We start from the raw sequence: 26998 nt of genomic DNA on the forward strand, positions 1-26998 counted from the left end.
AAAATGGAGGCAGATTATGAAGCACGATTTTAAAAAGATAGAACCCAAATGGCAGAAAAAATGGGACGAGGCCGGTATCTTTCAGGCTGTGGACAACGACGAGAGACCGAAATTTTACGGTCTGGTCGAATTCCCGTACCCGAGCGGAGCCGGTATGCACGTCGGCCACATCAAGGCGTATTCAAGCCTGGAAGTCATTTCGAGAAAGCGCCGGATGGAGGGATATAACGTCTTATTCCCAATTGGATTTGACGCCTTTGGACTCCCGACAGAGAACTACGCGATCAAGACAGGCGTGCACCCGAGAAAGATTACAGATGACAACATTGCCAGATTTTCCAATCAGCTGAAAAAAGTGGGATTCTCCTTCGACTGGTCGAGAGTTGTCGACACGACGGATGAAGATTATTATAAATGGACCCAGTGGATTTTCTTAAAGATGTTTGAAAAGGGCCTCGTGTTCCGCGACACGGCTCTTGTCAACTACTGTCCTTCCTGTAAGGTCGTTTTATCCAACGAGGACAGCCAGGGCGGAAAGTGCGATATCTGCCACAGCGACATCGTTCAGAAGTCCAAATCGGTGTGGTTCTTAAGAATCACGGAATACGCGGACAAGCTCTTAAATGGCCTGGATACCGTGGATTACCTGCCGAATATCAAGCAGCAGCAGGTGAATTGGATCGGCAAGTCGGAAGGCGCATTCGTGGATTTCAGCCTTGCAGACAAGGACGAGTCCTTCCGCATCTATACGACACGTCCGGACACGCTGTTTGGCGTCACCTTCATGGTCATTGCGCCGGAGCATCCGATGATCGACAAGTACGCGGATGAGATCGCCAATATGGATGCGATTAAGGCATACAGAGAAGAGTGTGCGAAGAAGACGGAGTTCGAGCGTACCCAGCTGGTAAAAGAGAAGACGGGAGTCTGTATCGACGGACTAAACGCGGTTCATCCGCTGACCGGCAAGAAGATTCCGATCTATATTGCGGACTATGTTATGATGGGATACGGCACCGGCGCGATTATGGCTGTACCGGCCCATGACGACCGTGACTATGAATTTGCCAGGAAGTTCGGCATCGACATCGTGCCGGTAATCGAGGGCGGCGATATTACCGAGGCCGCGTACGCCGGCGACGGCAAGATGATCAATTCCGATTTCTTAAACGGGCTGACGAATAAAAAAGACTCCATCGCCCGTATGGTGAAGGAGCTGGAGAAGCTGGGTGTCGGTGAAGCTGGTGTTCAGTATAAGATGAAGGACTGGGCGTTTAACCGTCAGAGATACTGGGGAGAGCCGATTCCGATCGTTCACTGCCCTGACTGCGGCGTCGTTCCGGTTCCTTATGAGGAGCTGCCGCTCCGCCTTCCGAAGGTGGATAATTTCGAGCCGGGCCAGGAGGGAGAGTCGCCGCTTGCCGGAATCGAATCCTTCGTAAACTGCACCTGCCCGAAGTGTAAGGGAGCCGCGAAGCGCGAGACGGATACCATGCCTCAGTGGGCCGGATCTTCCTGGTACTTCTTAAGATATATCGACCCTCATAATCAGGAGGCCCTGGCCGATCCAGAGAAGTTAAAATACTGGATGCCTGTTGACTGGTATAACGGAGGCATGGAGCACGTAACACGCCATATGATCTATTCCCGTTTCTGGCACCATTTCCTGTACGATATGGGAATGGTGAACACGGAAGAGCCCTATGCGAAGCGTACCGCTCAGGGTCTGATACTCGGACCGGACGGGGACAAGATGAGCAAATCCAAGGGGAACGTCGTGGATCCGCTGGACGTTGTGGAAGAGTTCGGTGCGGATGTTCTGCGTACGTATGTCCTGTTCATGGGCGATTACGGCGCGGCCACACCGTGGAGCGACAGCTCCGTAAAGGGCTGTAAGCGTTTCCTGGAGCGTGTTGCCGGACTGTGTGAGATTGCCAGCGGAGAGGGCGCGACACCGGAACTGGAGACCGCGTTCCATAAGACGATCAAGAAGGTGTCAAACGACCTGGAGGAAATGAAGTTCAACACAGCGATAGCTGCACTCATGGGCCTGCTGAACGACATTTATGCGAAGGGGCAGATCACGAAGGACGAGCTTATCATCTATATCAAGCTGTTATGCCCGATCGCTCCGCATGTGTGCGAGGAGATCTGGGAAAGTCTGGGCGGAACGGGATTCCTCTCCATGGCGAAATGGCCGGTATACGACGAGGCAAAGACCATGGATTCAACCGTGGAAGTTGGCGTGCAGGTTAACGGAAAGCTCAGAAGCGTGGTGGCTCTGCCTGCAAACTGTGATAAGGAAGAGGCATTTGCCATTGCGGTGAAGGATGAAAAGATCGTGCCGCTGTTGGAAGGAAAGACGATAGTAAAAGAGATTTACGTTCCTAATAAGATCGTGAATCTGGTTATAAAATAAATAAAAAGTAATATCCATTCACGGAAAACGGGTAAAGAATGTCACTCTCTTTACCCGTTTTTCTGTGCCTCGCGTATAAAAGTCAAAATATAGAAACAAAAGTAAGAATTTAAAAAGTGATTTTCAGTCCGTATGCTCGTTTGACCTGAAATGCAAAAGAAAAGTAAAATAATAGAAAAATCAGCCCCCGGCAGCCGGGATATAATGGGCTCATAAGAGGAAAACACGGATAACTTATGAGTTGGTTGCGGCAAGTCGAGTGTTCATGTGTTTTCCAATTGACAGTAAGGACCTATTATAACGAGCCAAAGTAAGAAGCTCGTGAAATACCAGGAGGAATCGATATGAGACAATGGAAAAAAGTATTACGTTCAACTATGGCCCTCAGCCTTGCACTTGCACTGACAGCCTGTGGAAGCGCGGGCAGCAGCCAGAGCAGCACTGCTGGAGGAAAGGATGCAAAGGCGGAGGCGTCAGGGGATCTGCCGGTGCTTCGTGTGGCGATGATGCCGTTTATCACAAGCCTTCCGACAGAGTACATCAGGAAGAATAAGCTGGACGAGAAGGCCGGATTTAAAATGGATACCATCATGTTTGCAACAGGTGCTCCCATGAATGAGGCGCTGGCCGCCGACTTGTGGGATGTGGGCTCCATGGGCGCCGCGGCCGTCACTGGTGTGGCAAACTATGACATGATGATTATCGGGGAAGTCTTAGAGTCGACAGACGGCCTGGGAGTCTTCGTAAAACCGGATTCACCGGCAGCGCAGGAAAAAGGCTACAATCCATCGTATCCCAATGTCCTCGGAAGCCCGGAGACGGTGAAGGGAATGACGATTCTTCTTCCGATCGGCACGGCTCAGCATTTTACCACATTAAAATGGCTGGAAAAACTGGGACTGGGTATCACCGATGTGAATATTGTAAATATGGATACGGCACAGGCCTACCAGGCACTTTTAGCAAACCAGTGTGACGCGGTAGCCTTAAACGTACCGACGTTCTTTGAAGCTGTGGATGACGGCATGGTACAGGTAGGAAATCTCGCCGATTTAGGAACCCGCTACGTGGACATGGTTGTAGCCAATCGAAAAGCAGTGGAAGGAAAAACGGAGCTGGTTCAGAAATATATGGACTGTGTTGTGGAAGCCTGCAAGGCGTTAAATGAAGATCCCGACATGGCGGCTGATTTGATGGTGGATTTCTTAAAGGATGCGGGAGCAGAGGCCAGCAGGGAGAGCTGTGTCAGCGACTTGGGACGTGTGCAGTTTATCACCGCGGCTGACTGGAAAGACCGTACTTTAGGCAATTTCGCAAGGGAACTGGGAGAATTCTACATAGGCTTAGGACAGCTGGAACCGGAGCTGATGGACAAGTTTGACAGCAACATCGATCCGGAGTTTGTCAAAGGGGTAAATTAGAGAAAGTGAGGGAACGCAGATGAAAGAAATTGCTGCAAAGTATAAGTACCGGATTCTGTCGGTGTGCTCGGTTATCACCGTCCTGTTTATCTGGGAAATGGCAACCGATATTCTGCATCTGATTTCTCCCATGATGCTTCCAAGCCCGGCAAAGGTACTGGACACGTTTATCTACAAGCTGACAGGAGGGGTCAATCCGGATGGAGCGACCCTTCTCCAGCATATCGCGGCCAGTATGAAGATTGCTCTTGGAGGATACGTGGTGGGAGTGGTGATCGGAGTGCCGCTGGGAATTGCCATGGCCTGGAGCCGTAAATTCGAGATGTTTGCCAAACCGCTGTTCGATGTAATCCGGCCGATTCCGGCGCTTGCGTGGATTCCGCTGATGATTCTCTGGCTGGGAATCGGTTACTGGTCAAAGGTAGGAATTATCTTTTTTGCGGCGTTTATCAGTGCAACCATTAACTCCTACGCCGGAATCAAGAGAACGAGCCAGGTTCATTTATGGGTAGCCAGGACGTTTGGTGCATCCAACCGGCAGATGCTGTTTAAGGTTGCAATACCGACGGCTCTTCCCATGATTTTTACGGGCTTAAGGCTGGCACTCGGTTCTTCCTGGGTAGCTCTGGTGGCAGCTGAGCTCTTAGCAGCGACGAGAGGGTTAGGCTACATGATTCAGGTGGCCAGGATGCTGGGACGCCCCGATGTCATCATCGTGGGAATGATCACCATCGGTGTGATCGGTTATCTGCTTTCCTTTATCCTGGAAAAGCTGCAGAATAAATTCGTCAAGGGAGGAAAATAGAATGGAAAGCGCATCCAGCCGTTTTTTAAAGAAAAATATGGCCGCCGTCATGACGGTCGTGGCATTTGCCTCCCTGCTTATCGTATGGGAAGCCGTGGCCCGGTTTACCAATGCGAAGATGTTTCTCCCTCCTGCGTCGGAAATTCTATGGAAATTTTTCGAGAGCTTTACGGTACCGATCGGAAAGCATACCATGCTGGTGCATATCGGCGTAAGTCTCTACCGCGTGGGTGTTGCATTCTTCTTTGCGACAATTGCCGGCATTGCGTTAGGCGTGTCCATGGGTTATTCGAAAACTGTGGAAGCCATCATTAAACCAATCTTTGAGTTTATCCGCCCCATTCCGCCTCTGGCATGGATTCCCATGTCCATCCTGTGGTTCGGACTGGGCGATCAGAGTAAGTTTTTCATCATTTTCCTGGGCTGCTTCTGCTTCATTACGGTCAATACGTATGACGGAACGAAAAATGTGGACTCTGTCCTTTTAGGAGCTGCCAGAATGCTGGGAGCCTCGGAACGCCAGGTGTTCTTCCGGGTGGTTCTTCCCTCGTCTATACCTTACATTTTCGCAGGGCTTCAGATCGCTATCACGGCAGGCTGGTCGGCCGTCGTCGGTGCGGAAATGGTGCGTTCGGATGAGGGCGTTGGCTGGCTTATCGTCATGGGAATGACAAACGGAAACACCGTTCAGATCATGGTAGGAATGCTGGCCATCGGCCTTGTTGGATACGTTCTGGCAACAGCCATGGCAAAACTGGAAGGGAGGTTGTGCATATGGAATCAGCAGCAGGGACTGTAAATGAGGTGCTTCGGTGCGGCCACGTTTCCAGGGAGTTTGACAGCTACGATGGCTCCGGAAAGAACCACGTGCTGAAGGATGTTGACTTTTCTGTCCGTGAAAATGAATTCCTGGTGCTTTTCGGACCGGGACAGTGCGGGAAGACTACGCTGCTCAATATCCTGGCAGGCCTCGACACCCCTACCTCCGGTGAGGTCATCGATCACGGCAAAAAAGTGGGAAAACCGGCGCCGGAACGCGGCGTTGTGTACCAGAAGACGGCGCTCTTTCCGTGGCTTACCGTCATGGGAAATGTAGAGTTTGGACCCAGGGTGCGTGGCTTAAGCAAGGATGAGCGGAAGAAGACGGCAGATCATTATATCGACCTGGTTGGATTAAAGGGATTTGAAAAGAGCTATCCCTCCCAGCTGTCCGGTGGCATGCGTCAGCGTGTCGGAATCGCCAGGGCCTACAGCAACAATCCCGACCTGATGCTCATGGATGAGCCCTTCGGCCATCTCGACGCTCAGACCCGTTATATGATGGAAGAAGAGCTGCAGAGGATCTGGCAGAAGGAAAAACGCACGGTTATCTTTGTCACAAATAACATCGAAGAGGCCTTATTTCTGGCAGACCGGATTATTCTGATGACAAACTGTCCATCCACCATTAAGAAGGAATACATCATCGATATGCCGCATCCGAGAAGCTACGTGGACCCTGAATTTCTCCGCCTCCGCCAGGAGATTACGGAAAATATGGATAAATCGCTGTAAAGGAGGCGCTCATGGAAGAAAAAAGGGAAACAAAAGTAAAGGTAATGAATTTGACGAAGAAGTTCGATGACCTCCTCGTGCTGGATCATATCTCTTTTGATGTGAAGAAAGGGGAGTTCCTGTGTATTGTCGGTCCTACCGGCTGCGGCAAGACGACCTTTTTAAACAGCCTGACGAAGCTTTACCAGCCTACAAGCGGAGAGATCCTGATTAACAATGAGCCTGTGGATTTGAATAAACACAGCGTCGCATACATTTTTCAGGAGTATTCCACCATGCCATGGCTGACGGTGGAGGAGAATGTGCGGTTTGGCCTGGAGATTAAGCACACAGATCAGGAAACCACGGACCGAAAGGTAAATGAATATTTAGAGGTGGTAGGCCTTACAAAATACCGGAAGTACTATCCGGATCAGCTCTCTGCCAGTATGCTGCAGAGGGTGGTAATCGCCAGGGCGTTTGCCACGGAGCCGGAGCTGCTGCTGATGGATGAGCCGTACGGGCAGCTGGATATCGAACTGAGATTCAAGCTGGAGGACGAGCTCTTAAATCTCTGGAAGAGGAACGGAACTACGGTTATCTTTATTACCCATAATATTGAAGAGGCGGTTTATTTAGGGGAGCGGATTCTGGTGCTTACCAATAAGCCTACCAGTATTAAGAAAGAGATTCGAAATGATCTCCCAAGGCCGCGGGATATTGCGGCGAAGGATTTTGTGGATTTGAGAAATGAAGTGACGGACCTGATTAAGTGGTGGTAAATGCTTCTGCTTAAAGAAAAGCTGAGAGAAATAGGATGCCCGGAGGGGGCACAATGGCAACTGCCCCTCACCGGGCCTCCTGCTGCTCTCAAAGATATTTGCGGGCAACACACCAAAACCACAGGCTTCCATCCGGGTTAAATGTGTAGGCAGCATAAGGGCAGTCTAATTCATCTCTTTCGGTTTCTGATACCCGGAAATACTTTTTTATAGAATTCAGGACTCTCGAGCTGCTGCATTAAATTGCTCATAAGTGTTTCCTCCTTCTACAGATTTGTTTTTTAAAGCATTATTTTAGTGTGCCTTTTTGCACTAATGCGAATATTCTTGTTTTTTATACTCTAAATCCTAATGCCGAATCTGCCAAGTTGTTTCATCTATTTGGTTGGATCATGACCTGCAAACTTTCTATTGACATTAAACCTTGTTGAACCCTTATAATGTAAGAGAAAAGGAGGCGAAAGACAATGACAATTAAGGATATGGAGCGGCAGGTGGGAGTTACGAAGGCGAACATCCGCTTTTACGAAAAAGAAGGGCTTTTGTCACCGGCACGCGGTGAGAACAATTACCGGGAATATACAGAGGAAGACAGGGAGGTGCTGGAGAAAATCAAATATCTCCGGATGCTGGGAGTCACGGTTTCCGATATCCGGCAGTTTCAGCAGGGGAAACGGTCTCTTTCACAGATCCTTAAGGAGCGGGAGTATCAGCTGAAAGAGGAGGAGGCCGCATTGAACCGGATGAAACTGGTCTGCCTGGAATTAAAGAAGAGGGACTGGGATTTTCAGACGCTTGATACGGGACTATTTGATCTGCAGATGAAATTTATAGAGAGGAAAGGGGCGGAACGGATGAAGAAAGACAGAACAGAACCTGTGATAAAGCTGAGACGGATTGTCTGGTTCTTTGCCATGTGCGGAATCGCGTCGCTGATATTTTTCCCGGTGAACTCGGTCTTAAGAATACCGGTTTCCGAGACAGTCATGACCGTCTGGACATTGGCCGTTACTGTGCTGGCTCTGGCGGCCTCTGTATTGCAGGCCGCCGCAGCCGGACATGTGGAGGAGGAGACGGAGAAGAGAAAGCGGGGAGAGAGGCTGGTGAAGCGCGCCGAAAACAGACGCCTGCGGTATGAAAAACAGATTGTGGGATTGAATCAGATCTGTCTTGCCAGCCTCTTCGTAATCCCATTCAACCGAATGCTGGAAATCCAATGGCCATTGTGGCTGACGGCGATCTGGTTCGTGCTTGTCTTTGGATCGGCCATAGCGGTAGTGGTGGTAAAAAATATATGAGCGTTCAGACTTCCCGGAATTTACTGTTTCGTGTATAATTGCAGTAAATAAGCAAGGGAGAGAGGGAACGAGCTATGGTGTTTCAGATGACACTGGGAACGGAAATACCGGAGAGTGCCAGGGTTCATACGAGATATGCCGTCAGGGCGGTTATTTTTCGGGAGGAAAGGCTTCTGATGGTGAAGACAAACCGGGGAGATTATAAGTTTCCGGGGGGCAAAAGAGAAGAGGGAGAGACCGATGAGGAGGTCCTGTCCAGAGAAATCGATGAGGAGACCGGGTATCGCGGGTGTGTTGTAAAACGGTTGCTGGGAGAGGTCTGTGAACAGAACAGAGATACCTTCGATCAGGAGGCATTTTTCCAAATGACCTCTGCGTATTATCTGTGCAGCCTTTCAGCGGCCTTGCCGGGTACTCAGAATCTCGACCGCTACGAGCAGGATCAGGAGTTTACACCAGAATGGATTCCGGTCCGCGAGGCGTTGGAAAGGAACCGGGTGCTTTTAAAGAGCGGGGCGCCTGTCAATCCTTGGGTAAGGCGGGAAACTCAAGTGTTGGGGGAACTTGCAGAAAAAACGACTCGTGTCTATTTTGTGCGCCATGCACAGCCGCGCCATGACTGGGACGAGGAGCGGACCAGGCCTCTGACCGAGGAAGGGATCCTGGACAGCCGGAAGGTGACGGAGACGTTAAAGAATATTCCGTTAAGCCGGGCATTTTGCAGCCCTTACAGGCGGAGTGTGGATACGATTCGGGAATGTGCGGCGCGTCATGGGCTTGAGATCGTGACGGACGAGCGTCTGCGGGAACGTATGAGTGGAAGTGGATGCAATACATGGGAGCTGATTGCAAAGCGATGGTCTGAATTTTACTGGCACGAGGAGGGCGGCGAATCCCTGGAGATGGTCCAGCGGAGAAACATGGAGGCGCTGAATGAGATTCTCTCGTCGTCGGCCGGGCGGAACGTGCTTCTGGGGACCCACGGGACGGCGCTCAGCGTCATGTTAAACCATTACGCTCCTGATTATAATGGAGACAGCTTTTTTCGGATGATCGATTATATGCCTTATATTGTGAGGCTGGATTTCCTGGGAACTGACTGCATAGGCGGAGAGGAACTGCTGGTTGTGGATAAACCTTATCGGTTTGGAGCTCGTCAGAAGGAAGATACGGAGAAAACAGAAAAACGGGAGAAACCAGAAGAATGAGAGGAAGCAGAACGGAAGGATCGTAAATAACAGATGAGACGGAAGAAAAAAGGAACCGGAAGGACAAGCTGGTATGTCCCTCCGGCAACTGCTGCGGAAGTCAAAAACACATGCACAACACATGTAGGCGCTAAGACATTTCCTTACTTTGTGTAATTATCAAAATATCCCTGAATGAAGATGATCGGTGTTCCCTTATCTCCGGAACCGGAGGTTAAGTCACATAAGGAACCGATTAAATCCGTTAAACGTCTTGGGGTGGTACCCTGGGAAGCCATGTCGCCCACCAGATTGTCATCCTTTGTACGGATTCTCTCAGAGATGGCCTTCTTTAACTCTTCACCGCTTAAATCGGCGAAATCGTTATCCGCCAGGTATTTTAACTTCAGCTCGTTAGGCTGTCCTTCCAGACCTTCCGTGTAAGCCGGTGAAACGACCGGATCAGCAAGCTCCCAGATCTTTCCGACCGGATCCTTGAATGCGCCGTCGCCGTAGATCATCACTTCCACGTGCTTGCCGGTGCGCTCCATCATCATCTGATGAACTCTGTCAACGAATGGCTGGCAGTCGCGCGGGAACAGCTTGACAGTCTCTTCCGTTGCCTTGTTGGAACCGAGGAGTCCGTAGTTCTCATTGTATCCGCTTCCGTCGATGGACGCGGTCATGATGTCATCGAGACAGCAGACCTTTTTAGCTCCTGCAGCCAGAAGGCGGCGTTTGCTTCTCGCTCTGGTGTGGATGTCACAGCAGATCACATTGTCCGTATACTTTAAGATGGTGCGGCAGTCATTGGCCAGAACGACCTCGACCTCTGCGCCCTGCTCTTTGATCACGTCCTTGTAGTACTCGATATAGTCAACACCGGTGAAGGTGTGCTTTTTATAGCCGAACAGCTCTCTGTATTTCTCTTCGCTCAGCACATCAGCCCATGGATTCACGCCCTTTGCATCCAGCTCATCCTCGTCGATTAAGTGGTTGCCGACTTCATCGGAAGGATAGGAGAGCATAAGCACGACCTTTTTCACGCCGCGGGCAATTCCCTTTAAGCAGATGGCGAAACGGTTACGGCTTAAAATCGGGAAAATAACTCCGACTGCCTCATCACCGAATTTCTCCTTTACATCCGCTGCGATGTTGTCGATGCTGGCGTAATTGCCCTGTGCTCTTGCAACGACGGCCTCCGTAACGGCAACGATATCTTTATCCTGAATCTCAAAGCCGTAGCGGCTGCTGGCGGCAGCATCTATAACGGAATCTACAACGATTTTTGCAAGGTCATCTCCTTCACGAATAATCGGTGCACGTACGCCTCTTGAAATTGTCCCTATCAAACGTTCTTCCATAGTCATCATTTCTCCTTATCATTATCTTTCGCATTTTCCCCTGTTTAGAAAAAGACTGCCTATCTATTATAAAAGAAAAATCATAAATATACAAACGTTTTTTAGCAAAATACGGTATTTTTTGTACTTTCTCCGGCCCGGAGCACGATTTTGCAGGGAGGCGGCAGAGAAGACAGCAGAATTGTGTTAGAATTGGGAAGTATACTGCAAGAAATGTCAGGGACTCCGTATTATAATGACAATACATTTGAGACAACAGGAGGAAGACCATGGAAAGAAAATGGTGGCACGAGAAAATAGCCTATCAGATTTATCCCAAGAGCTTTAACGACAGCAACGGGGATGGAATCGGCGATTTGAGAGGAATTATAGAGAAACTCGATTATTTGAAGGAACTGGGTATTGATATTGTATGGATATCGCCGATCTACCAGTCTCCCTTTGTGGACCAGGGGTATGATATTTCCGATTACTATAAGATTGCCCCGGAGTTCGGCACCATGGAGGAGTTCGATGAGCTTCTGGCCGAGGCGAAGAAGAGGGACATCGAGATCGTTATGGACCTGGTGATCAACCACTGCTCCGACCAGCATGAATGGTTTCAGAAGGCGCTTGCCGATCCATACGGCGAGTACGCGGACTATTTCTACTTTGAAAAGGGCAGGAACGGCGGCGCTCCCAGCAATTACCGGTCTTATTTTGGAGGAAGCGTCTGGGAGCCGGTTCCGGGCACCGACCTCTACTATCTGCACCTGTTTGCAAAGGAACAGCCGGATTTAAACTGGAATAATCCGAAGATGAAGGAAGAACTGTTTGCCATGATCCGCTGGTGGCTGGAAAAAGGGGTGGCCGGATTCCGGATTGACGCCATCATCAACATTAAAAAGGATCCGAATTTCCCGGATTTCCCCGCAGACGGTCCCGACGGGCTGGCTTCCTGCACCAAAATGGTGGAAGAGGTCGAGGGGGTCGGCGAGCTGCTGGAGGAGCTGCGGCAGAAGGCCTTCGATCCGTATCAGGCATTTACGGTTGCGGAAGTATTTAATATGAAGGAAGAGGAACTGAAGGAATTTGTGGGAGAAAATGGTCACTTTTCGACGATGTTCGATTTCTCCGCTCATCTGCTGACGGGAGGGGAACACGGCTGGTACGACGCAAAGCCGGTCAAATTTTCCGAATGGAAGAAGACCGTAATCGAATCCCAGCTGGAGGTTCAGAACGTGGGTTTTCTGGCCAATATCATCGAAAATCACGATGAGCCCCGCGGCGCATCCACGTATCTGCCGGAGTATGCGGTGAATCCCAGAGGAATCAAGATGCTGGCGGCTGTTAATATCCTTCTTCGCGGCCTTCCGTTTCTCTATCAGGGACAGGAGATCGGAATGAGAAACTGCCCTATGGATTCCATAGAAGATTACGACGATATCAATACGAAGGACCAGTACCGGACGGCTCTGGAGGCTGGCTGCACAGAGGAAGAGGCACTTGACGCCTGTATCCGTTACAGCCGCGATAACGCGAGAACACCGATGCAGTGGAGCCATGAGAAGGAAGCCGGATTTACGACGGGAAAGCCCTGGCTGAAGGTGAATCCCAATTATACGGGGATCAACGTGGAGGACCAGTTAAAAGACGAGGATTCAGTCCTTCATTTCTATAAGAAGCTGATTGCTCTTAGAAAATTGGAAGCGTACCGGGAGACGCTGATCTTTGGCAGGTTCGTTCCGGCATTTGAGGCGGACGAGGATGTCTTTGCTTTCTATCGGGAAAGCGAGAGCGGAGAGCGGATATTTATCGCCGCCAATTTCGGAAAAGAAGAGAAGAGGCTTAAGCTTCCGGAGAAGAATTACACGGTTCTCCTGACGAATGATGACAGTGCTCCGGAGGGGACGCTCAGTACCCTGGAGAATGACGGCACACTTTGTCTGAGGAGCTGCGGAGCAGTCGTTTTGCGGGAAGAAGCATAGTTTAGAAAAATAGAAATAAGAAACAGTTAATAACGAAAAAGAACCGGGAGCACCTGTTTCCGACCGTCCGAATTATGGAGGCCGGGCTGGTGCTCCCGGTTCTTTTATTTATGCTTGCATGAATGATTCTAATCGTTTTAGGCTCGGTTACCTGGCCGGCCAGGGGCATCTCTGATGGTCTCAGACGAAATCCATATAATCCCGGTAGCCCTCTTTTTCCATCTCCTCATACGGAATGAAGCGAAGCGCCGCGCTGTTGATACAGTACCGCAGTCCGCCCCTGTCGATGGGGCCGTCGTCGAAGACATGGCCCAGGTGGCTGTCTCCCGCCCGGCTTCGGACTTCCGTCCGTTCCATGTGATGGCTTTGATCTTTGAGCTCCTTTACCGAAAGGGATTTGACAGGCCTCGAGAAGCTGGGCCAGCCGCATCCGGAGTCAAACTTATCAGAGGAGGAGAAGAGAGGTTCCCCCGTAACGATGTCCACGTACAGTCCCCGCTCGAAATGATTGAAATACTCATTCCGATAGGGATGTTCTGTCGCCTGATTCTGTGTAACCTCAAACTGAAGCGGCGTCAGCCTGCTTTTCAGTTCTTCCGGCGAGGGGACCGTATAGCTGCGCTCTTTTCGCGGGCCTTCGCTGGAATCGTGGTCCCTGCGAAGCCGTTCCTCCTCGTTAAATACATCCGCTTTTCTGACGTCAATATGGCAGTAGCCGCCCGGATTCTTCTTTAAATAATCCTGATGATACTGCTCTGCAGGATAGAAATTGTCAAGCGGAAGCACCTCGGTTACGACCGGGACGGTATACTTTCTCTGCTGTCTGGAAATAGCGGCTAAGATGAGTTCCCGGTCCGCCGGATCTTCGTAATAGATTCCGGTGCGGTACTGGGTTCCGCGGTCGTTTCCCTGCCGGTTTAAGATAGTAGGGTCGATGACTGCGAAATATGCCTCCAGCAGAGTCGAAAGTTCCGTCTCCTCCGGCCGGTAAATGAGTTTAACCGTCTCCGCGGCGCCGGTAGTGCCGGTGCAGACCTGTTCGTAAGTGGGATATTCCACCAGGCTGTTTCCGTATCCGACCTCTGTTTCGCAGACGCCGTCCAGTCTGGACATGTATTCTTCCATACCCCAGAAACAACCGCCTGCCAGGTAAATGGTTTTATGCTGATTCAAATCGGCAGCCTCCTTTCCGATGCTGTTTCTTACGATTCCCTGATCGGACAGTCTTTATTCCCGCAGGCAATACTACTCGGCATTCTGCTGTGCTTTCAACAGATCGCGGATTTCCGCCAGCAGTTCTTCCTGCGTCGGACCGGCCGGTGCAGCTTCTTCCTTTTTTTCTTCCTCGTGACGGAGACGGGAACTGATCATGGCTACCGCCTTGATCATAAAGAACATACAGGCGCCGATAATCAGGAAATCCAGAATATTCTGTAAGAAAAGCCCGTAGCGGACGGCAGCTTCGGCCTTAATAATTTCGCCTGCCGCATCTTTTACAGCCGGGCTGAGAACAATTTTAAAGGTATCAAAATCAGCGCCTCCCGTAACTGCGCCCAAAAGCGGCATCAGAATATCGTTTACCAGAGAGGTAACGATCTTACTGAACGCCCCGCCTATGATGACGCCGACCGCCATATCGATGATATTCCCTTTCAGAATAAACGCCTTGAATTCCTGCATGACTCCCTTTCCCTTACTCATGATTAAATCCTCCTTCTCTTTCGTGGAAAATCATCTGAGGAAAGGACGTCGGTTTACGGCTGTTACTCCTTTAACGGCAGATACAGTTCGATGTAATAAACCGGCTGGCTGACGTCGGCCTCCTCCGGCACTGCTGTCTGCATCTCATCGACCGCGCAGCTCAGCAGAAATCCGCCGTAGGCCGTACCTTCCAGCTTATATCCCTGATCTCTGGCCCAGCAGACCGCCTTCATGATGGAACGGGTGTCCGGAATGCGGCTGGCGGATGCGATAACCGTATAGACGCACCGCTCATGCTGAATAAAGAGGCGGCCGGATAACTGTTCCTCCAGTCCGATGATGGCAGCGGTATCTGCGGCGAATAAGTAGTATTCATCCACCTGACCCGGCATGCCTTCCCTGAGTTGATATTCCTGATAGATATAGCATAAATCATGAACGGCCAGCTTGTCAATGAGACTCTCATCAACCTTGTAATAGCGGCGGAGCGGACGTATGTCATAATCATTTAAATAATCGTCAATATTCTTATAAAGCTGAGTAAGATACTTTAGATGGATCAAAGAACGCTGGTGCCGTTCCACTTCCCGTTCTTCCTCTGCTATTTTTTCCTGAATCATGGTATAATAAGAACCAAAGGAACTCTGATGAAGAATTCGGTTGATATCCTCAATGCTGAAGTTCAGCCTCCGGTAGAACATGATGTCGAGAAGCTTTCTCGTATCCTCATAGCTGTAGCACCGGTAGCCGTTTGCCAGCTTCTGCGGAGCGATGATGCCCTTTTTTTCATAAAAACGGAGCGAGTCGCGGCTGATGCCCAGTCTTTTCGACACGTCTCCAATTGTATACTGCTTCATAATATGATCCCCTCTTCCATTCCCTGATATTTTAGCACAAACAGCACGGGAGGGGACCTTACAGTTTTCTGTCTACATTTACAAAATTTTTACGGAGTTAGTCTTGTAAAAGGAAGATAAATGTGATATTATTACAATAATAGTAATTAATACTGATTTTAACAAAAATAGGAAATGATACTATGAGAGTCGGAAAGGGGTATTCACATGGGTGAAACAAAAAAGAAACTGGTAAAATGTCTGGTATGCGGCGCGGTATTTGAAGATGGGGTAAGCGTATGTCCCGTATGCGGAGTGGGACCGGAGAATTTCGTCCCATTTACGGAGGAGGAGAAGTCCTTCCACAGAGACACGGAAGAGATATTTCTGATCCTGGGAGGCGGCGCGGCGGGGTTAAACGCGGCAGAAGCCATAAGAGAACGGAATTCCACAGCCTCCATCGTGATGGCGACGAACGAGGAGATACTGCCCTACAGCCGTCCCATGCTGACGAAATCCATGCTGGGAGAGAATAACAGGGAACAGCTTCTGGTTCACAACGCACCGTGGTATGAGGAAAACCGGATTTTAACCCTGACAGGAAAGACGGCGGAGAAGATCGATCCGGAGACCAGAGAAGTGACCTTTTCGGACGGAATCCGTTTAAAATATGATAAACTGATTTACGCCCTGGGTTCGGAATGCTTTATTCCACCGATTCCAGGTCATGAGAAGCCGCAGGTTATAGCGATCCGGAGAATCACCGATACGGAAAAAGTAGGTGCCCTTCTTCCTCAGACGAAGCACGCCGTGGTAATCGGGGGTGGTGTTCTGGGACTGGAAGCAGCCTGGGAACTGAAAAAGGCGGGCCTGGAGGTGACGGTTCTGGAACTGGCACCGCAGCTGATGGGCCGTCAGCTGGATGCGGGAGCCGGTGAATTCCTGAAGGATCTGATTCAGAATGCAGGAATCGCCATCCATTTAAATGTGAAGATTGAAGCGATCGAGGGAGAGAAGGATGTGACGGGAGTGCGTCTGGGCGACGGCACCGTGGTTCCGGCTGAGCTGGTAGTAGTATCTGCCGGTGTCCGTGCAAATGTCGGTGTGGCAAAAGACGCGGGAGCGGAGATCGGAAGAGCCATCAAGGTCAATGCGTTTATGGAGACCACCGTTCCGTCCGTATACGCATGCGGAGACTGCGCCGAATATGAGGGAATCAACTACGCGATCTGGCCGCAGGCGGTGGAGATGGGCAGGACAGCGGGCGCCAATGCGGCCGGCGACGGCCTTGTTTACCACACCGTACCCGCAGCACTTACCTTTAACGGTATGGAGACTTCCCTTTTTGCCGTGGGCGACGTGGGAAAGAATTCCGAAATTGAGTATACGGTGAAGCACGAGGAAGACCCGGAAAAGAAGATATATAAGACCCGGTATTATGCGAATGGCAGATTGACTGGAGCGATTCTTATCGGTGATACGAAGGAGATGCAGAGCGTGACGGAGGAGATGGAGCAGGCGTAAAATTTCCGAAACAGCATGGCGGGAAGTAATGAATTATAACAAAATACGTTCTAATGCAGCAATAGAAAACAGCGGCACACAATTAATGTGGCCGCTGTTTTGCTGTTACCAGTTTTGCTGTTGCCAGTTTTGCCGTTATCTGCTCTACTGTTTTCCGCGAAGTGCCTGAAGCGTATTCTGGATTTCTCCGCGAAGTGCGGTTTTGTCAGCCGGTACGGAAGCGATCATCTGCTGAATACGGCTCACACAGTGATCGTTGCCGACCTTTGCGAGAGATTTAAGTGCAGCCACTTTCACTTCATCTTCGGGTGAGTCGAGGAGTGCCATCAATACATTGCTGGAATCGTCGCCCACGGCTGAAGCACATGCTTCTGCTAAATGTACCTTTGTCTCTGAATCAGAATTTAAATAACTTTTCTTAATCTTATCCCATTTGCCCTTCTGAACCAGTTTTTCTAATGCTTCTGTTGTTGCTCCTTTTGATGAACCAAACATATTATTCCCCTTTTCTAAGTGTAAAAACATCTAAAAATATTATAACATGAATATTTCATTTTACAATATAATTTGTCGGAAAATAATCACCAAAGTTATTAAATGTATATAAACTGTATGCGGCCAGAATCTTAAACCAGGGAAATCTTATAGATATTCATCCAGTAATCGATCTGAAGTATATAGGCCAGCATCTGCGGACCCGCCATCAGCTGGCCGTACCATGGTTTTCCGTAATCGGAAGGATTTTTAAGAAACGTTTCCAGTTTTTTTCTGTCCAGAAACTGCATGACAGGCGAGGACGAATCGTTCATGACTTCGCGGACACGGCTGGTGAGGAGTTTTTCGTAATTCGTGTCGTAAGTCTTCGGATAGGGCGATTTCCTGCGGAACAGGATATCGTCGGGCAGAAGGCCTTTCCCGGACTGACGCAGAAGGTTTTTGACCAGGCCATCCCTTGTCTTCATGTCCCAGGGTACATTCCAGACGTATTCCATAATCCTGTGGTCGGCAAACGGCACCCTGGCTTCCAGACTGGAATACATGCTGGCGCGGTCCATACGGTTTAAAAGAGTCTGCATGAACCAGCGAAGATTTAAGTAAGAGATCTCCCGGCGGCGCGCCTCTGTGGGCGAGTCTTCGGACAGGGTGGGAGTCTCCGCGACAGACCTCTCATACGTTTCTTTGACGTATTCGTCCATCTGCAGGTAATCGAGAAAATCATCTTTCAGAAGGATTTTTCTCGCCTCTAAGTCCATCGTCCATGGGAAGGTGTGGGCTCGGAAGCATTCCTCCTTGTGGAACCAGGGATAGCCGCCGAATATTTCATCGGCGCATTCGCCGGTCAGGGCGACCTTGTTATACTCCTTGACCAGAGAGCAGAAATGCAGCATGGACGAATCGATGTCCCCCATGGCGGGCAGATCGTGGGCCAGCACCGAATCACAGAGACGGTCAGCCTGATCGGTGTTGCCGCATTCCAGATAGTGGTGGTCGGAGTCCAGAAATTCCACCATCCGGTCCACAAACGGGCGGTCTTGAGATGGCTGGAAGGAATTGGCCTTGAAATACTTATCATTGTTCACAAAATCAAAGGAAAACGTGGTCAGTTTTTTTCCCTGCTTTTTAAGTTCCGCGGCGCAGACGGCGGAAACCAGGCTGGAATCCACTCCACCGGAGAGAAAGGTACAGATGGGAACATCGGACACCATCTGGCGTTTGATAGAGTCCTGAACGAGAAAGGCCGTCTTCTCAATGGTCTTTTCATAGCTGTCCTCATGAGGAAGGCTCACTAATTTCCAGTAACAGTGGGAAGAGACGCCCTCTGGGGAACAGATGAGAAAATGGCCGGGGAGAACTTCCTCCATACCGGCAAATACACCACAGCCATAAGTTCTGGCGGGACCGATGGAGAAGACCTCATTCAGTCCCTTCCGGTCCAGTTCCGGTCGGATGCCGGGAACGGCCAGGATTCCTTTCAGTTCCGATGCGAACAGAATCTCGTCGCCGCGGACCGTGTAGAAGAGCGGCTTTACACCCGCCCGGTCGCGGAACAGGATGACACGATCGTGTAAGGCGTCGTAAAAGGCGATGGCAAAGATGCCGTTCAGCCGCTTGACAAAGTCGGGGCCGTATTCGATACATCCGGTGAGAATCACCTCTGTGTCACTGGTGGTGGCGAAAGAGTGTCCCTGCGCGCGCAGTTCTGTCCGCAGCTCCTCCGTGTTATAAAGCTCCCCGTTGTAGGCGATGGAATATGTGCGGCCTCCGACCTCCTTTTCCATGGGCTGATGCCCGCTGACTAGGTCTATGATGGACAGACGGGCGTGGGAGAGACCGGCATGTTTGCTCAGGCAGACACCGGAATCGTCGGGGCCGCGGTGTCTTTGCACCGCGGCCATGCCTTTTAAGATATCCCGGTAACGGGCCTCCTCTTCTAAGTAATTGTGATGCGGGTTATAAAAGCCTGCAATTCCACACATGGCAGATTCCTCCATTTCATTAAGATGCGTGATTCAAAAGTGCATGATTCAGGATACGTATTTCCGTTACTGTTACTGCTACAGCAGAAGGCAGCCGGTTAAAAAGGCAAAGAGAAAGCCGATTAAGACCGGCGGAAGATTCTTACGGGCCAGATCTAAGGGGCTGACGTTGCAGATGGCGGCCACAGGGATAAGTCCCCAGGGAACGATGGTACCGCCTCCCACGAAGATCGCGGAGATCTGCCCGAGAGAAGCCAGTACCGGTACCGAAGCGCCGACGGCGGTGCCGAAGGTATGGGCCAGGGAGCCTGTTAAGGGAAGGCCGGAGAAACCGGAACCGTCGAGACCGGTCAGACTTCCTACGACCATCTGGATAAGGGCTGCCATATATTTGTTTAAGGGCGCATTGTGAGCCAGCCAGACAGCCCAGTCATTCATGATGCCGCTCTGGTACTGATCGCCCATGATCGTGGTAATGCCGCTGCCGCCAAGGAAGAAGAAGGCGCCGATGATAATGACGGGGGCGAAGATCTTAATGGCGAAGAGGAAGCCGCCTGTCACGTAATCGGTCACCTTTTCCAGCGACTGTCTGCCAAATCCGGCGACTGCGCCGGCACACATCACCAGTACGGCGGTGCCGGAAACCATGCTGGTGGCGTCTCCGCCCTTTAAGTCGAAGGCCAGCATCAGAAGAATATCGGCGAGAAAGGCCGCGGGAGTGAGGACCGCGATGGCGATGGCCGCTTTCGTCACTTTCTTCCGCTCCTCAGGCAGGGCCTCTGCGGACACGGTCTCGGTGGCTGCCATACTCTTACGGTTTAAAAGATATGCGGCGGTTACGGTGACAATTCCCATGACCCAGAAAACGGGACGCCCCTGAGTGAGAATATCGGAAGTGGAGATTCCGGCGGCGCCGGCGGAAACGGCAGGCGCACCCTGGATGACGAAATCATAGCTTAAAGCAATTCCGTGACCGAAAAGGTTCATAGCCATGGCCGCGGCGAGCGGTTTTAAACCGGCCTTGACTGCAAATGGCAGCATAATCGCGCCGACTAAAGCCACAGAAGGTGACGGCCAGAGGAAGAGGGAGAAGAGCAGCATGGTGATTCCGAGAATCCACCATGTGACGGAGGGGGTCTTCATGATTTTCGACATGGGTACCATCATCAGGTAGTCGCTGCCTAAGTCTTTTAAGCATTTGGACAGAGCCGTTACCAGGGCGATGGTGGCTATGACTTCCATGAATTCTTTCGCTGCGAACAGAATAGAATTAAATACGGTCATGATTCCGCCTGTTATGGAACCAAGACCGATGGTTCCGAGGAGAAATAAAAAGGCGATACAGACGGCGGGAGTGTCTTTTCGCAGGACCATGACAGCGAGAATTACAAGAACACCGATTAGATAAACATAGTGCAGAGGGGTCAGCACTACGGCAGAATCGAACATAAGAACCACTCCTGAATTTAGAATATAATCCATAGTATGAAGCGTGGGAAGAGCCAGTGCTCAATAGTTGCGAAATTTTCAGCGGAAGCTTGAAATTTGCCCTGGCATCTCCTATACTTAAACCTAAAGGAGAACACATATGCAGATCACATCAGTCCACATCAGGAATTTTAAATCCATCCGTGAGATGGAGATTCATGGTATCGAAAATGCCCTGATTCTGGTGGGAAAGAACAACACGGGGAAGACCTCGGTGCTGGATGCCATCCGTGCGGTGGCCGGTTCTTACCAGATACGGGAGAGCGACTTTAATGAAAGAAAACAGAATATTGAGATATCCATCACCCTGAGTTTTACAGAGGAAGATCTTCATATGTTCCACCGGGCGGGAATTGTGAGTCAGTACAAGCGGTATGATGCGTGGCGCCGGGATTTCTGTGCAAAGCTGCCGTCGTATGAGGAGGAAGCCCTGTCATTTACATTTGTGGTAAACTGGAAGGGGGAGTCACGCCTTTTCGATGGATATAAGAAGAACAACCGGTATATCCAGGAGGTATTTCCCAGGATTTATTATATCGATACCGAGCGTCAGCTAAAACAGTTTCAGGATGATCTGTTCATGTTTCAGGAGGATGAGCAGCTGATCAGACTGCGCGCCCACGTCTGCATGTTCGATGCGGCAAAGGAGTGCAACCAGTGTTTCAAATGCATCGGTCTGATCAATCAGAAAAAACCGGAAGAATTAAAGCTTTACGAGACGTCCAAGCTTCTGGAATATAAGATGTATCAGCTTAATTTAAAAGAGTTTACGGAAAAGGTCAACGCCAATTACAGAAAGAACGGCGGATTCGAGGAAATCAAGTTCACCTTGAACTGCAATCCGGATGAGATGTTTCATGTGACGGCGGAGACGTACCACGAAGAACACGGGCGGCTGAATCCCATCGAAAATCTCAGCGGGGGCATGAAGAGCATCTATATGCTGTCGCTGCTTCAGACGTACACGGACGATGAGAAGCGGATCCCCAGCGTGATCATTGTGGAAGATCCCGAGATTTTCCTTCATCCTCATTTGCAGAAGATATCCAGTGAGATCCTGTACCAGCTGTCGAAGAAGAATCAGGTGATCTTCACGACCCATTCGCCGAATATGCTGTTTAACTTTACCAGCCGCCAGATTCGCCAGGTGGTCCTGGACGAGGAAGACTATTCCGTGGTGCGCAAACGCACGGATATCGACGCCATTTTAGACGATCTCGGTTATGGGGCCAATGATTTCCTGAACGTGAGCTTCGTCTTTATCGTGGAGGGAAAACAGGATAAGAGCCGGCTGCCGCTATTGCTGGAAAAGTATTATTCGGAGATTCATGATGCTAACGGCAATCTGTCCCGGATTTCGATTATCACCACCAACAGCTGTACCAATATCAAGACGTACGCCAACTTAAAATACATGAATCAGGTGTATTTGCGGGATCAGTTTCTGATGATCCGCGACGGCGACGGAAAGAACCCGGAGGAACTGGCGGGCCAGCTCTGCCGGTACTACGACGAGCGGAGCCTGGAGGATGTCGATAAGCTGCCGAAGGTTACGAGGAGAAATGTGCTGATTCTTAAGTACTATTCCTTTGAAAATTACTTCTTAAATCCAAAGATTATGGCAGAGCTTGGAATTGTGAAGAGCGAGGAGGCATTCTATGAGACGCTCTTTTCCAAATGGCAGGAGTATTTATACCGCCTGCAGTCAGGCCGCCATCTGACAGAGGTGCTGGGAGGGACGCTCTCATCTGTGGAAGAACTGAAGGCGCATATGGAAGAGTTTAAGATCTATATGAGAGGCCACAACCTCTATGATATCTTCTATGGCCCGTATAAGAAACGGGAGACGGAGATTCTGAGAAAGTACATGGAGCTGGCGCCGAGAGAGGATTTTAAGGACATTTTGGAGGCCATCGACCGGTTTGTCTATTTTGACAGCAGGAAAGTGGACGCTTAAGGCACGAGGCCCGGGCCACCATGGAAATAAGAACTGACAACCGATAAAAGTTAGGAAAAATTTAAAGAAAGCGGGCCGGAAAATATGACAGGATTTTCCGGCCCGCATTTTTTGATATTGATGATGGAAACGGACTACGCTTTTTCTACCGGAAACAGGATAGCAGTCTCCAGTTCTTCTGCAGAAGAGACCATATTCTCGTCCTTTAGATACCGCTCAATGCTGATTCCGGTAAGCTGGTATTCCGGATGCTCATCCAGATATTGACAGATCGCCTGATACCCGGTGTGTACCTCCTCCAGCGGCCCCTGGTGGATCGCGGCGACACAGAGGGATTCCGGCAGAAGCTTCGTGTCCGGATGCGCTTCCGCTACCTGAAGCTGTGCTTCCACCTCCATCCTGTCTTCGTTGAATTCATTTCCCATGTAGACCAGCTGACAGGGACCCGCGCGGTGCAGGCCGCGTACCTTAGCCTGGGCCATGAGGTCAGAGATGAGCCCGTGAATGTCCTGGGCCTTGATGGCAATGGTGCGTTTAACGGAGAAGACGCGCTGCTCCGGTGCGTTCATGACAATGATGTTGTAGTTCCGATTCATGGTTATGCCCTCCTTAAAATGGGAGATATCCCGTTCCATGCAGGTGAGCGTCTCTGTCAGGCTGGCCGTCTGCTCTTTTACGCGCTCGTACTGAAGCAGAATCTGGATATTCAACTCTGCCTCCGTAAGCGTCAGCAGCCGTTTGATTTCGGCCAGTGAGAAGCCGTATCGCTTCAGCGTCTCGATTCGCTGAAATGTGGGAATCTGGCTGCTGTCATAATAGCGGTACCCGTTCTGTGCGTCCGTGGCGGCCGGATGCAGCAGGCCGATGCGGTCATAATGGCGCAGCATCCTTGTGGAAATGCAGCAGAATTTTGAAAATTCTCCAATGGTAAACATAGGGACCTCCCAAAAGTGAAATGGTGTTGTGCTGATATCGCGTTGTCAGGTGCAAAACCGGTTCTGAGTGTATTGTACACCTTCCCACTGTGATAAGGTCAAGGGGAAATTTTTCTTAATCCGCAGTGTGTCCGTTCCGCCCCGGCAGACTCCGCTTTCTGTTCCTGTTTCGGCAGTAAGAAGCTGTAAATGTGTGGGATTTTTCTAAAAGCCTGCCGCAAAGTTCGGAACTCGCTGCGCTCAGACAACCGCACTTTGCGGCAGAACGAAAAACCCCACGCATTAACAGCTTCTAACAGCCTGCAAACGTCACAGAAAACGGAGTCTGCCGGGGCAGAACGGACACACCGCGGATTAAGAAAAATCTTGAATTTAGAAAAGATAAAAAGCAAAAGATAAAAAACAAGAGATAAAAAGCAAAAGATAAAAAACAAAAGATAAAAGCAAAAGATAAAAGCAAAAGATAAAATAATTAATCAAAAGTGTACAATCATAATATTGCTGACAAAGCATGTCAGGTTTTATCTGATATGATGAAAAACGAGGTGATAGCAATGATAGAGAGCCGGCTGTTCAAAATTATATACTACCTGATGGAAAAGGGACAGGCCACTGCGCTGGAGCTGGCGGAGAAGTTTGAGGTGTCGGTGCGGACGATTTACCGGGATATTGATAGGATCAGCGGGGCGGGGGTGCCTGTCTATTCGGTGGCGGGGCGAAGCGGGGGAATTCGTTTGCTGGACCGATTTGTGCTGGAGAAATCGCTGCTTTCGGAAGAGGAGATGAGGGATATTCTGTTCGGCCTGCAGAGTCTGGCGGCGGTTCAGAATTCTGATATGGAGACGGTCTTATCGAAACTGAGGGCTGCGTTTCAGATGGCGGATACGAGCTGGATCGAAGTGGATGTTTCCCGCTGGGGAAGCGACCCGGAGAGGGAACGGATGGATTTTAACGTGCTGAAACAGGCGGTTATGGCGAGACGGCAGATCCATTTTAAGTACTATGGCTCCAATGGAATAGCCAGTGAACGGGACTGCCATCCGTACAGGCTGATCTATAAGGACAAGGCGTGGTATCTGTATGCGTGGTGCCTGGTCAGAGAAGATTTCCGGCTGTTCCGTTTATCGCGGATCAAGGAGATTGTGCTGACGGGGATCCTGTTTGATCGCATACCGGAAGGAACAGAGCCGGATCTGACACGATGGGAGAAGGAAAGAGAGCCTGTCTCTGTGGTTCTGCGTTTTCCGAAGGAAGCGGCCTCCAGAGTGTATGACGTGTTCGATGACCGGGTGGTTACGGAATGTGACGGGGAACTTACTGTCCGGGCGGTTATGCCGGACAATGAGTGGTTGTACGGCTTCCTGATGTCCTTTGGAGATAAAGTTACCGTGTTGAGTCCGCTTTCTTTGAAGCGAGAGGTGGAAAAGAGACTGAAGTCTGCACTGCAGCACTATGAGGAGAATCGATGAATATCAGAGAAGAAATGGAAAAAAGAAATGGTAATCAAGAGGCATTTGTATTTCAGGATTTAGAGGTGAAGCCCGAGCAAATCCGGGCGGTTTTGATTAATGAGGTGGTGCCACCAAACCCGGCGGATGACTTTTACGGCGGTGACGGGGCGTCCTATTTATCGACGGCAATTCCGCTGTTTCAGAAGGCCGGAGCACAGGTGAATGGTGCGGGAGAACTGCTGGAGCAGGGGATTTACCTTACAAATGCAGTGAAAATGCCCAAGACGGCCCCGGCCATTGAGAGAAGCACCATCGAAAAAAGTCTGCCGTATCTGGAGTGGGAGCTGTCTCTCTTTCCTCATGTGAAAGTGATCATGCTGATGGGGGATGTGGCGAAAAAGGCCTTTAACATGATAAGTAAAAAGGCCACTGGGAAAAATGTGATTCCGTCGGTATCTACCTATAAGATACGAAAGAGTGAAATATGGTATCAGGGTATCCGGATTATGCCTTCCTACATTATGACCGGGCAAAATATTTTAATTGAAAAGTCAAAAGCCGAAATGGCGGCTGAAGATATTTCTGTCATGCTTTCCATAATCAAAGAATAGGATATGCCTGCATCATACCGTACCGCAGAGTTAAAACGCGGAGGTATGACGCAGGCATTGGTTGTTTGACAGGAAAGCCCGTACTGTTAGTTGTTTCAATCCACGCCCTAAGGGAATATGGCTGCTGAAGCGGCCATGCCCCGGCGCGCGAGTCCGGTAATCGGATTAGATCGGGTTACGCCTGACTGGCGTGTTCCGGGAGAAGGTCCGTTTTCAGCAGACCGTATAAATAGTAATCGCACCAGGAAGAGACCATTTTTCCCTGCCGGATGCAGCCCTCCCGTGTGAAGCCGGCCTTTTCCAGCGTTTTGCAGGAGGCGGTGTTTCTTACGTCCACATCGGTCCAGAGCCTCTGAAGTTCCGTGCGCGTGAAGCAGAAATCCACCACGCTTTTCAGGGCTTCCGTCATGAGGCCATTTCCCTGACAGGCAGGCGAGAGGCGGTAGGAGACCTTGGCCATCCGGTCGTTCTCGATTAAGTAGACCCAGAATTCCCCAATTACCTTATTGTCTTTCTTGTTCGCGGTGCCCCAGTGGAAGCTTTTCGTTGGTTTCTGATTGGCGGCTGTGAAAAGCAGTTCCGGATTTAAATCGTGTCTGCCGGGTCGCTTTCCCCAATAGAGGTACAGGCCGGGATCGCTCATCCACTCCCGCAAATCGTCAGTATCCTCCGGCCTGAGTTCCCTTAAAATCAGCCGTTCTGTTTCAAAAACCGGTTTTTTGATCAGATAGTCTTTTAAACTCATGGCCGCCTCCTCTCAGAATGTAAATACGCCAGACCAGTCGAAATCAGCCGATTCCTCCAGGCTTTTCGGCCAGGAAGCGCACCAGTCGGGCACACAGGGCTGTGTCACCCGATCGAGGCTGGGAGTATAGGGCTTCAAGTCGATGACCGGTGTGTTGTCACGTGCGTCGATATGGCTGAGTCCGATGATGCCGGCCGCCGGATCGATTCGAAGAATCTGCGCCGTTGAGAGCGCGACAGGGTTAGGGCGTTCCGGGGAGCGGGTGGCAAAGGTGCCCAGCGTCTCCGGCGAATTGCGGTAGGGAGAGCTGACCTTAAGCACACTGCGGGAAGCTTCATTGTCACAGGCGTCGAACCACCAGAAGATCTGAATATGGCTGAAGCCATCCAGTCCCTCCAGGGCGGAACGATAAGGCTTTTCCAATAAAATGAGTGGCATTTCATTCTGAAATACAACTTTGCCGACAGGCTTTACTATGAGATTGTTCATGCTTTTTT

At 50.3% G+C, this 26998-nt stretch carries 23 protein-coding genes; 13 read left to right on the forward strand and 10 right to left on the reverse strand.

All coding sequences use genetic code 11. The features are described from left to right. The first annotated feature begins 16 nt into the window (after positions 1–16). From leuS to DFR60_RS26475, 8 genes are all read left to right on the forward strand, one after another. Positions 17–2419 carry a leucine--tRNA ligase gene (leuS, locus tag DFR60_RS26440; RefSeq protein WP_110325885.1) on the forward strand — a complete coding sequence of 801 codons (2403 nt, stop codon included), beginning with the start codon at positions 17–19 and terminating at the stop codon, positions 2417–2419. Positions 2420–2763: 344 nt separating this feature from the next. Beyond that, positions 2764–3840 (forward strand): ABC transporter substrate-binding protein, encoded by a 1077-nt coding sequence (locus DFR60_RS26445; protein ID WP_110325887.1) that lies wholly within the window; start codon positions 2764–2766, stop codon positions 3838–3840. Positions 3841–3859: 19 nt separating this feature from the next. Then, entirely contained in the window at positions 3860–4645 is a 786-nt protein-coding gene (locus DFR60_RS26450; RefSeq protein ID WP_110325889.1) for an ABC transporter permease, read from the forward strand. Between the two features lies 1 nt (position 4646). After that, positions 4647–5444 (forward strand): ABC transporter permease, encoded by a 798-nt coding sequence (locus DFR60_RS26455; protein WP_110325890.1) that lies wholly within the window; start codon positions 4647–4649, stop codon positions 5442–5444. Continuing rightward, complete coding sequence (locus tag DFR60_RS26460; RefSeq protein WP_110325892.1) at positions 5420–6199, forward strand: ABC transporter ATP-binding protein; 780 nt, start codon at positions 5420–5422, stop codon at positions 6197–6199. Before DFR60_RS26455 ends, DFR60_RS26460 begins: the two co-directional genes overlap by 25 nt. A gap of 11 nt (positions 6200–6210) precedes the next feature. Further along, positions 6211–6960: an ABC transporter ATP-binding protein gene (locus DFR60_RS26465; protein WP_110325894.1), complete on the forward strand. Its 750-nt coding sequence runs from the start codon at positions 6211–6213 to the stop codon at positions 6958–6960. 467 nt (positions 6961–7427) lie between these two features. Next, positions 7428–8258, forward strand: a complete 831-nt coding sequence (locus tag DFR60_RS26470) for a MerR family transcriptional regulator (protein WP_110325896.1) — start codon at positions 7428–7430, stop codon at positions 8256–8258. 74 nt (positions 8259–8332) lie between these two features. After that, complete coding sequence (locus DFR60_RS26475) at positions 8333–9466, forward strand: histidine phosphatase family protein (protein WP_110325898.1); 1134 nt, start codon at positions 8333–8335, stop codon at positions 9464–9466. 143 nt (positions 9467–9609) lie between these two features. Here the strand turns inward: DFR60_RS26475 and DFR60_RS26480 are convergent, their stop codons facing one another. Continuing rightward, positions 9610–10809 carry a coenzyme F420-0:L-glutamate ligase gene (locus DFR60_RS26480; protein ID WP_110325900.1) on the reverse strand — a complete coding sequence of 400 codons (1200 nt, stop codon included), beginning with the start codon at positions 10807–10809 and terminating at the stop codon, positions 9610–9612. 269 nt (positions 10810–11078) lie between these two features. On the opposite strand from DFR60_RS26480, the gene DFR60_RS26485 reads away from it, so the two are divergent. Then, the gene (locus tag DFR60_RS26485) at positions 11079–12776 is read left to right on the forward strand and encodes a glycoside hydrolase family 13 protein (RefSeq protein WP_110325902.1); all 1698 of its coding nucleotides are present in this window, start codon (positions 11079–11081) and stop codon (positions 12774–12776) included. Between the two features lie 180 nt (positions 12777–12956). On the opposite strand, the gene msrB is transcribed toward DFR60_RS26485, so the two are convergent. The 3 genes from msrB to DFR60_RS26500 form a co-directional block, all read right to left on the reverse strand. Then, entirely contained in the window at positions 12957–13949 is a 993-nt protein-coding gene (gene msrB, locus DFR60_RS26490; RefSeq protein WP_110325904.1) for a peptide-methionine (R)-S-oxide reductase MsrB, read from the reverse strand. A 72-nt stretch (positions 13950–14021) separates the two neighbouring features. Then, entirely contained in the window at positions 14022–14477 is a 456-nt protein-coding gene (mscL, locus tag DFR60_RS26495) for a large-conductance mechanosensitive channel protein MscL (RefSeq protein WP_110325906.1), read from the reverse strand. Positions 14478–14539: 62 nt separating this feature from the next. Continuing rightward, positions 14540–15334: a MerR family transcriptional regulator gene (locus DFR60_RS26500; protein WP_110325908.1), complete on the reverse strand. Its 795-nt coding sequence runs from the start codon at positions 15332–15334 to the stop codon at positions 14540–14542. Positions 15335–15541: 207 nt separating this feature from the next. On the opposite strand from DFR60_RS26500, the gene DFR60_RS26505 reads away from it, so the two are divergent. Next, positions 15542–16837, forward strand: coding sequence for an FAD-dependent oxidoreductase (locus tag DFR60_RS26505; RefSeq protein ID WP_110325910.1), 1296 nt, complete (start codon positions 15542–15544; stop codon positions 16835–16837). Between the two features lie 144 nt (positions 16838–16981). On the opposite strand, the gene DFR60_RS26510 is transcribed toward DFR60_RS26505, so the two are convergent. From DFR60_RS26510 to DFR60_RS26520, 3 genes are all read right to left on the reverse strand, one after another. Next, on the reverse strand, positions 16982–17332 hold the full coding sequence (locus tag DFR60_RS26510; RefSeq protein WP_002600418.1) for a hypothetical protein: 351 nt from the start codon (positions 17330–17332) through the stop codon (positions 16982–16984). 131 nt (positions 17333–17463) lie between these two features. Further along, positions 17464–19314 carry an asparagine synthase (glutamine-hydrolyzing) gene (gene asnB, locus DFR60_RS26515; RefSeq protein WP_110325912.1) on the reverse strand — a complete coding sequence of 617 codons (1851 nt, stop codon included), beginning with the start codon at positions 19312–19314 and terminating at the stop codon, positions 17464–17466. 78 nt (positions 19315–19392) lie between these two features. Beyond that, positions 19393–20763, reverse strand: coding sequence for a citrate transporter (locus tag DFR60_RS26520; protein WP_110325914.1), 1371 nt, complete (start codon positions 20761–20763; stop codon positions 19393–19395). 139 nt (positions 20764–20902) lie between these two features. On the opposite strand from DFR60_RS26520, the gene DFR60_RS26525 reads away from it, so the two are divergent. After that, the gene (locus DFR60_RS26525) at positions 20903–22759 is read left to right on the forward strand and encodes an ATP-dependent nuclease (protein ID WP_110325916.1); all 1857 of its coding nucleotides are present in this window, start codon (positions 20903–20905) and stop codon (positions 22757–22759) included. Positions 22760–22893: 134 nt separating this feature from the next. On the opposite strand, the gene DFR60_RS26530 is transcribed toward DFR60_RS26525, so the two are convergent. After that, positions 22894–23694 carry a MerR family transcriptional regulator gene (locus tag DFR60_RS26530; RefSeq protein WP_110325918.1) on the reverse strand — a complete coding sequence of 267 codons (801 nt, stop codon included), beginning with the start codon at positions 23692–23694 and terminating at the stop codon, positions 22894–22896. A 530-nt stretch (positions 23695–24224) separates the two neighbouring features. On the opposite strand from DFR60_RS26530, the gene DFR60_RS26535 reads away from it, so the two are divergent. Then, positions 24225–25163 (forward strand): helix-turn-helix transcriptional regulator, encoded by a 939-nt coding sequence (locus DFR60_RS26535; protein WP_341458009.1) that lies wholly within the window; start codon positions 24225–24227, stop codon positions 25161–25163. After that, positions 25160–25756 carry a uracil-DNA glycosylase family protein gene (locus DFR60_RS26540; protein WP_110325922.1) on the forward strand — a complete coding sequence of 199 codons (597 nt, stop codon included), beginning with the start codon at positions 25160–25162 and terminating at the stop codon, positions 25754–25756. The genes DFR60_RS26535 and DFR60_RS26540 overlap by 4 nt, the downstream gene beginning before the upstream one ends. Positions 25757–25931: 175 nt before the next feature. Here DFR60_RS26540 and DFR60_RS26545 read toward each other — a convergent pair whose 3' ends face one another. Together DFR60_RS26545 and DFR60_RS26550 are read right to left on the reverse strand one after the other, a co-directional pair. Next, positions 25932–26501, reverse strand: a complete 570-nt coding sequence (locus tag DFR60_RS26545; protein ID WP_110325924.1) for a GNAT family N-acetyltransferase — start codon at positions 26499–26501, stop codon at positions 25932–25934. 12 nt (positions 26502–26513) lie between these two features. Further along, positions 26514–26990 (reverse strand): SAM-dependent methyltransferase, encoded by a 477-nt coding sequence (locus tag DFR60_RS26550; protein ID WP_110325926.1) that lies wholly within the window; start codon positions 26988–26990, stop codon positions 26514–26516. Between the last annotated feature and the right edge of the window lie 8 nt (positions 26991–26998).

Origin of the sequence: Hungatella effluvii, assembly GCF_003201875.1 — a bacterium.
In the GTDB taxonomy this organism is placed as follows: domain Bacteria; phylum Bacillota; class Clostridia; order Lachnospirales; family Lachnospiraceae; genus Hungatella; species Hungatella effluvii.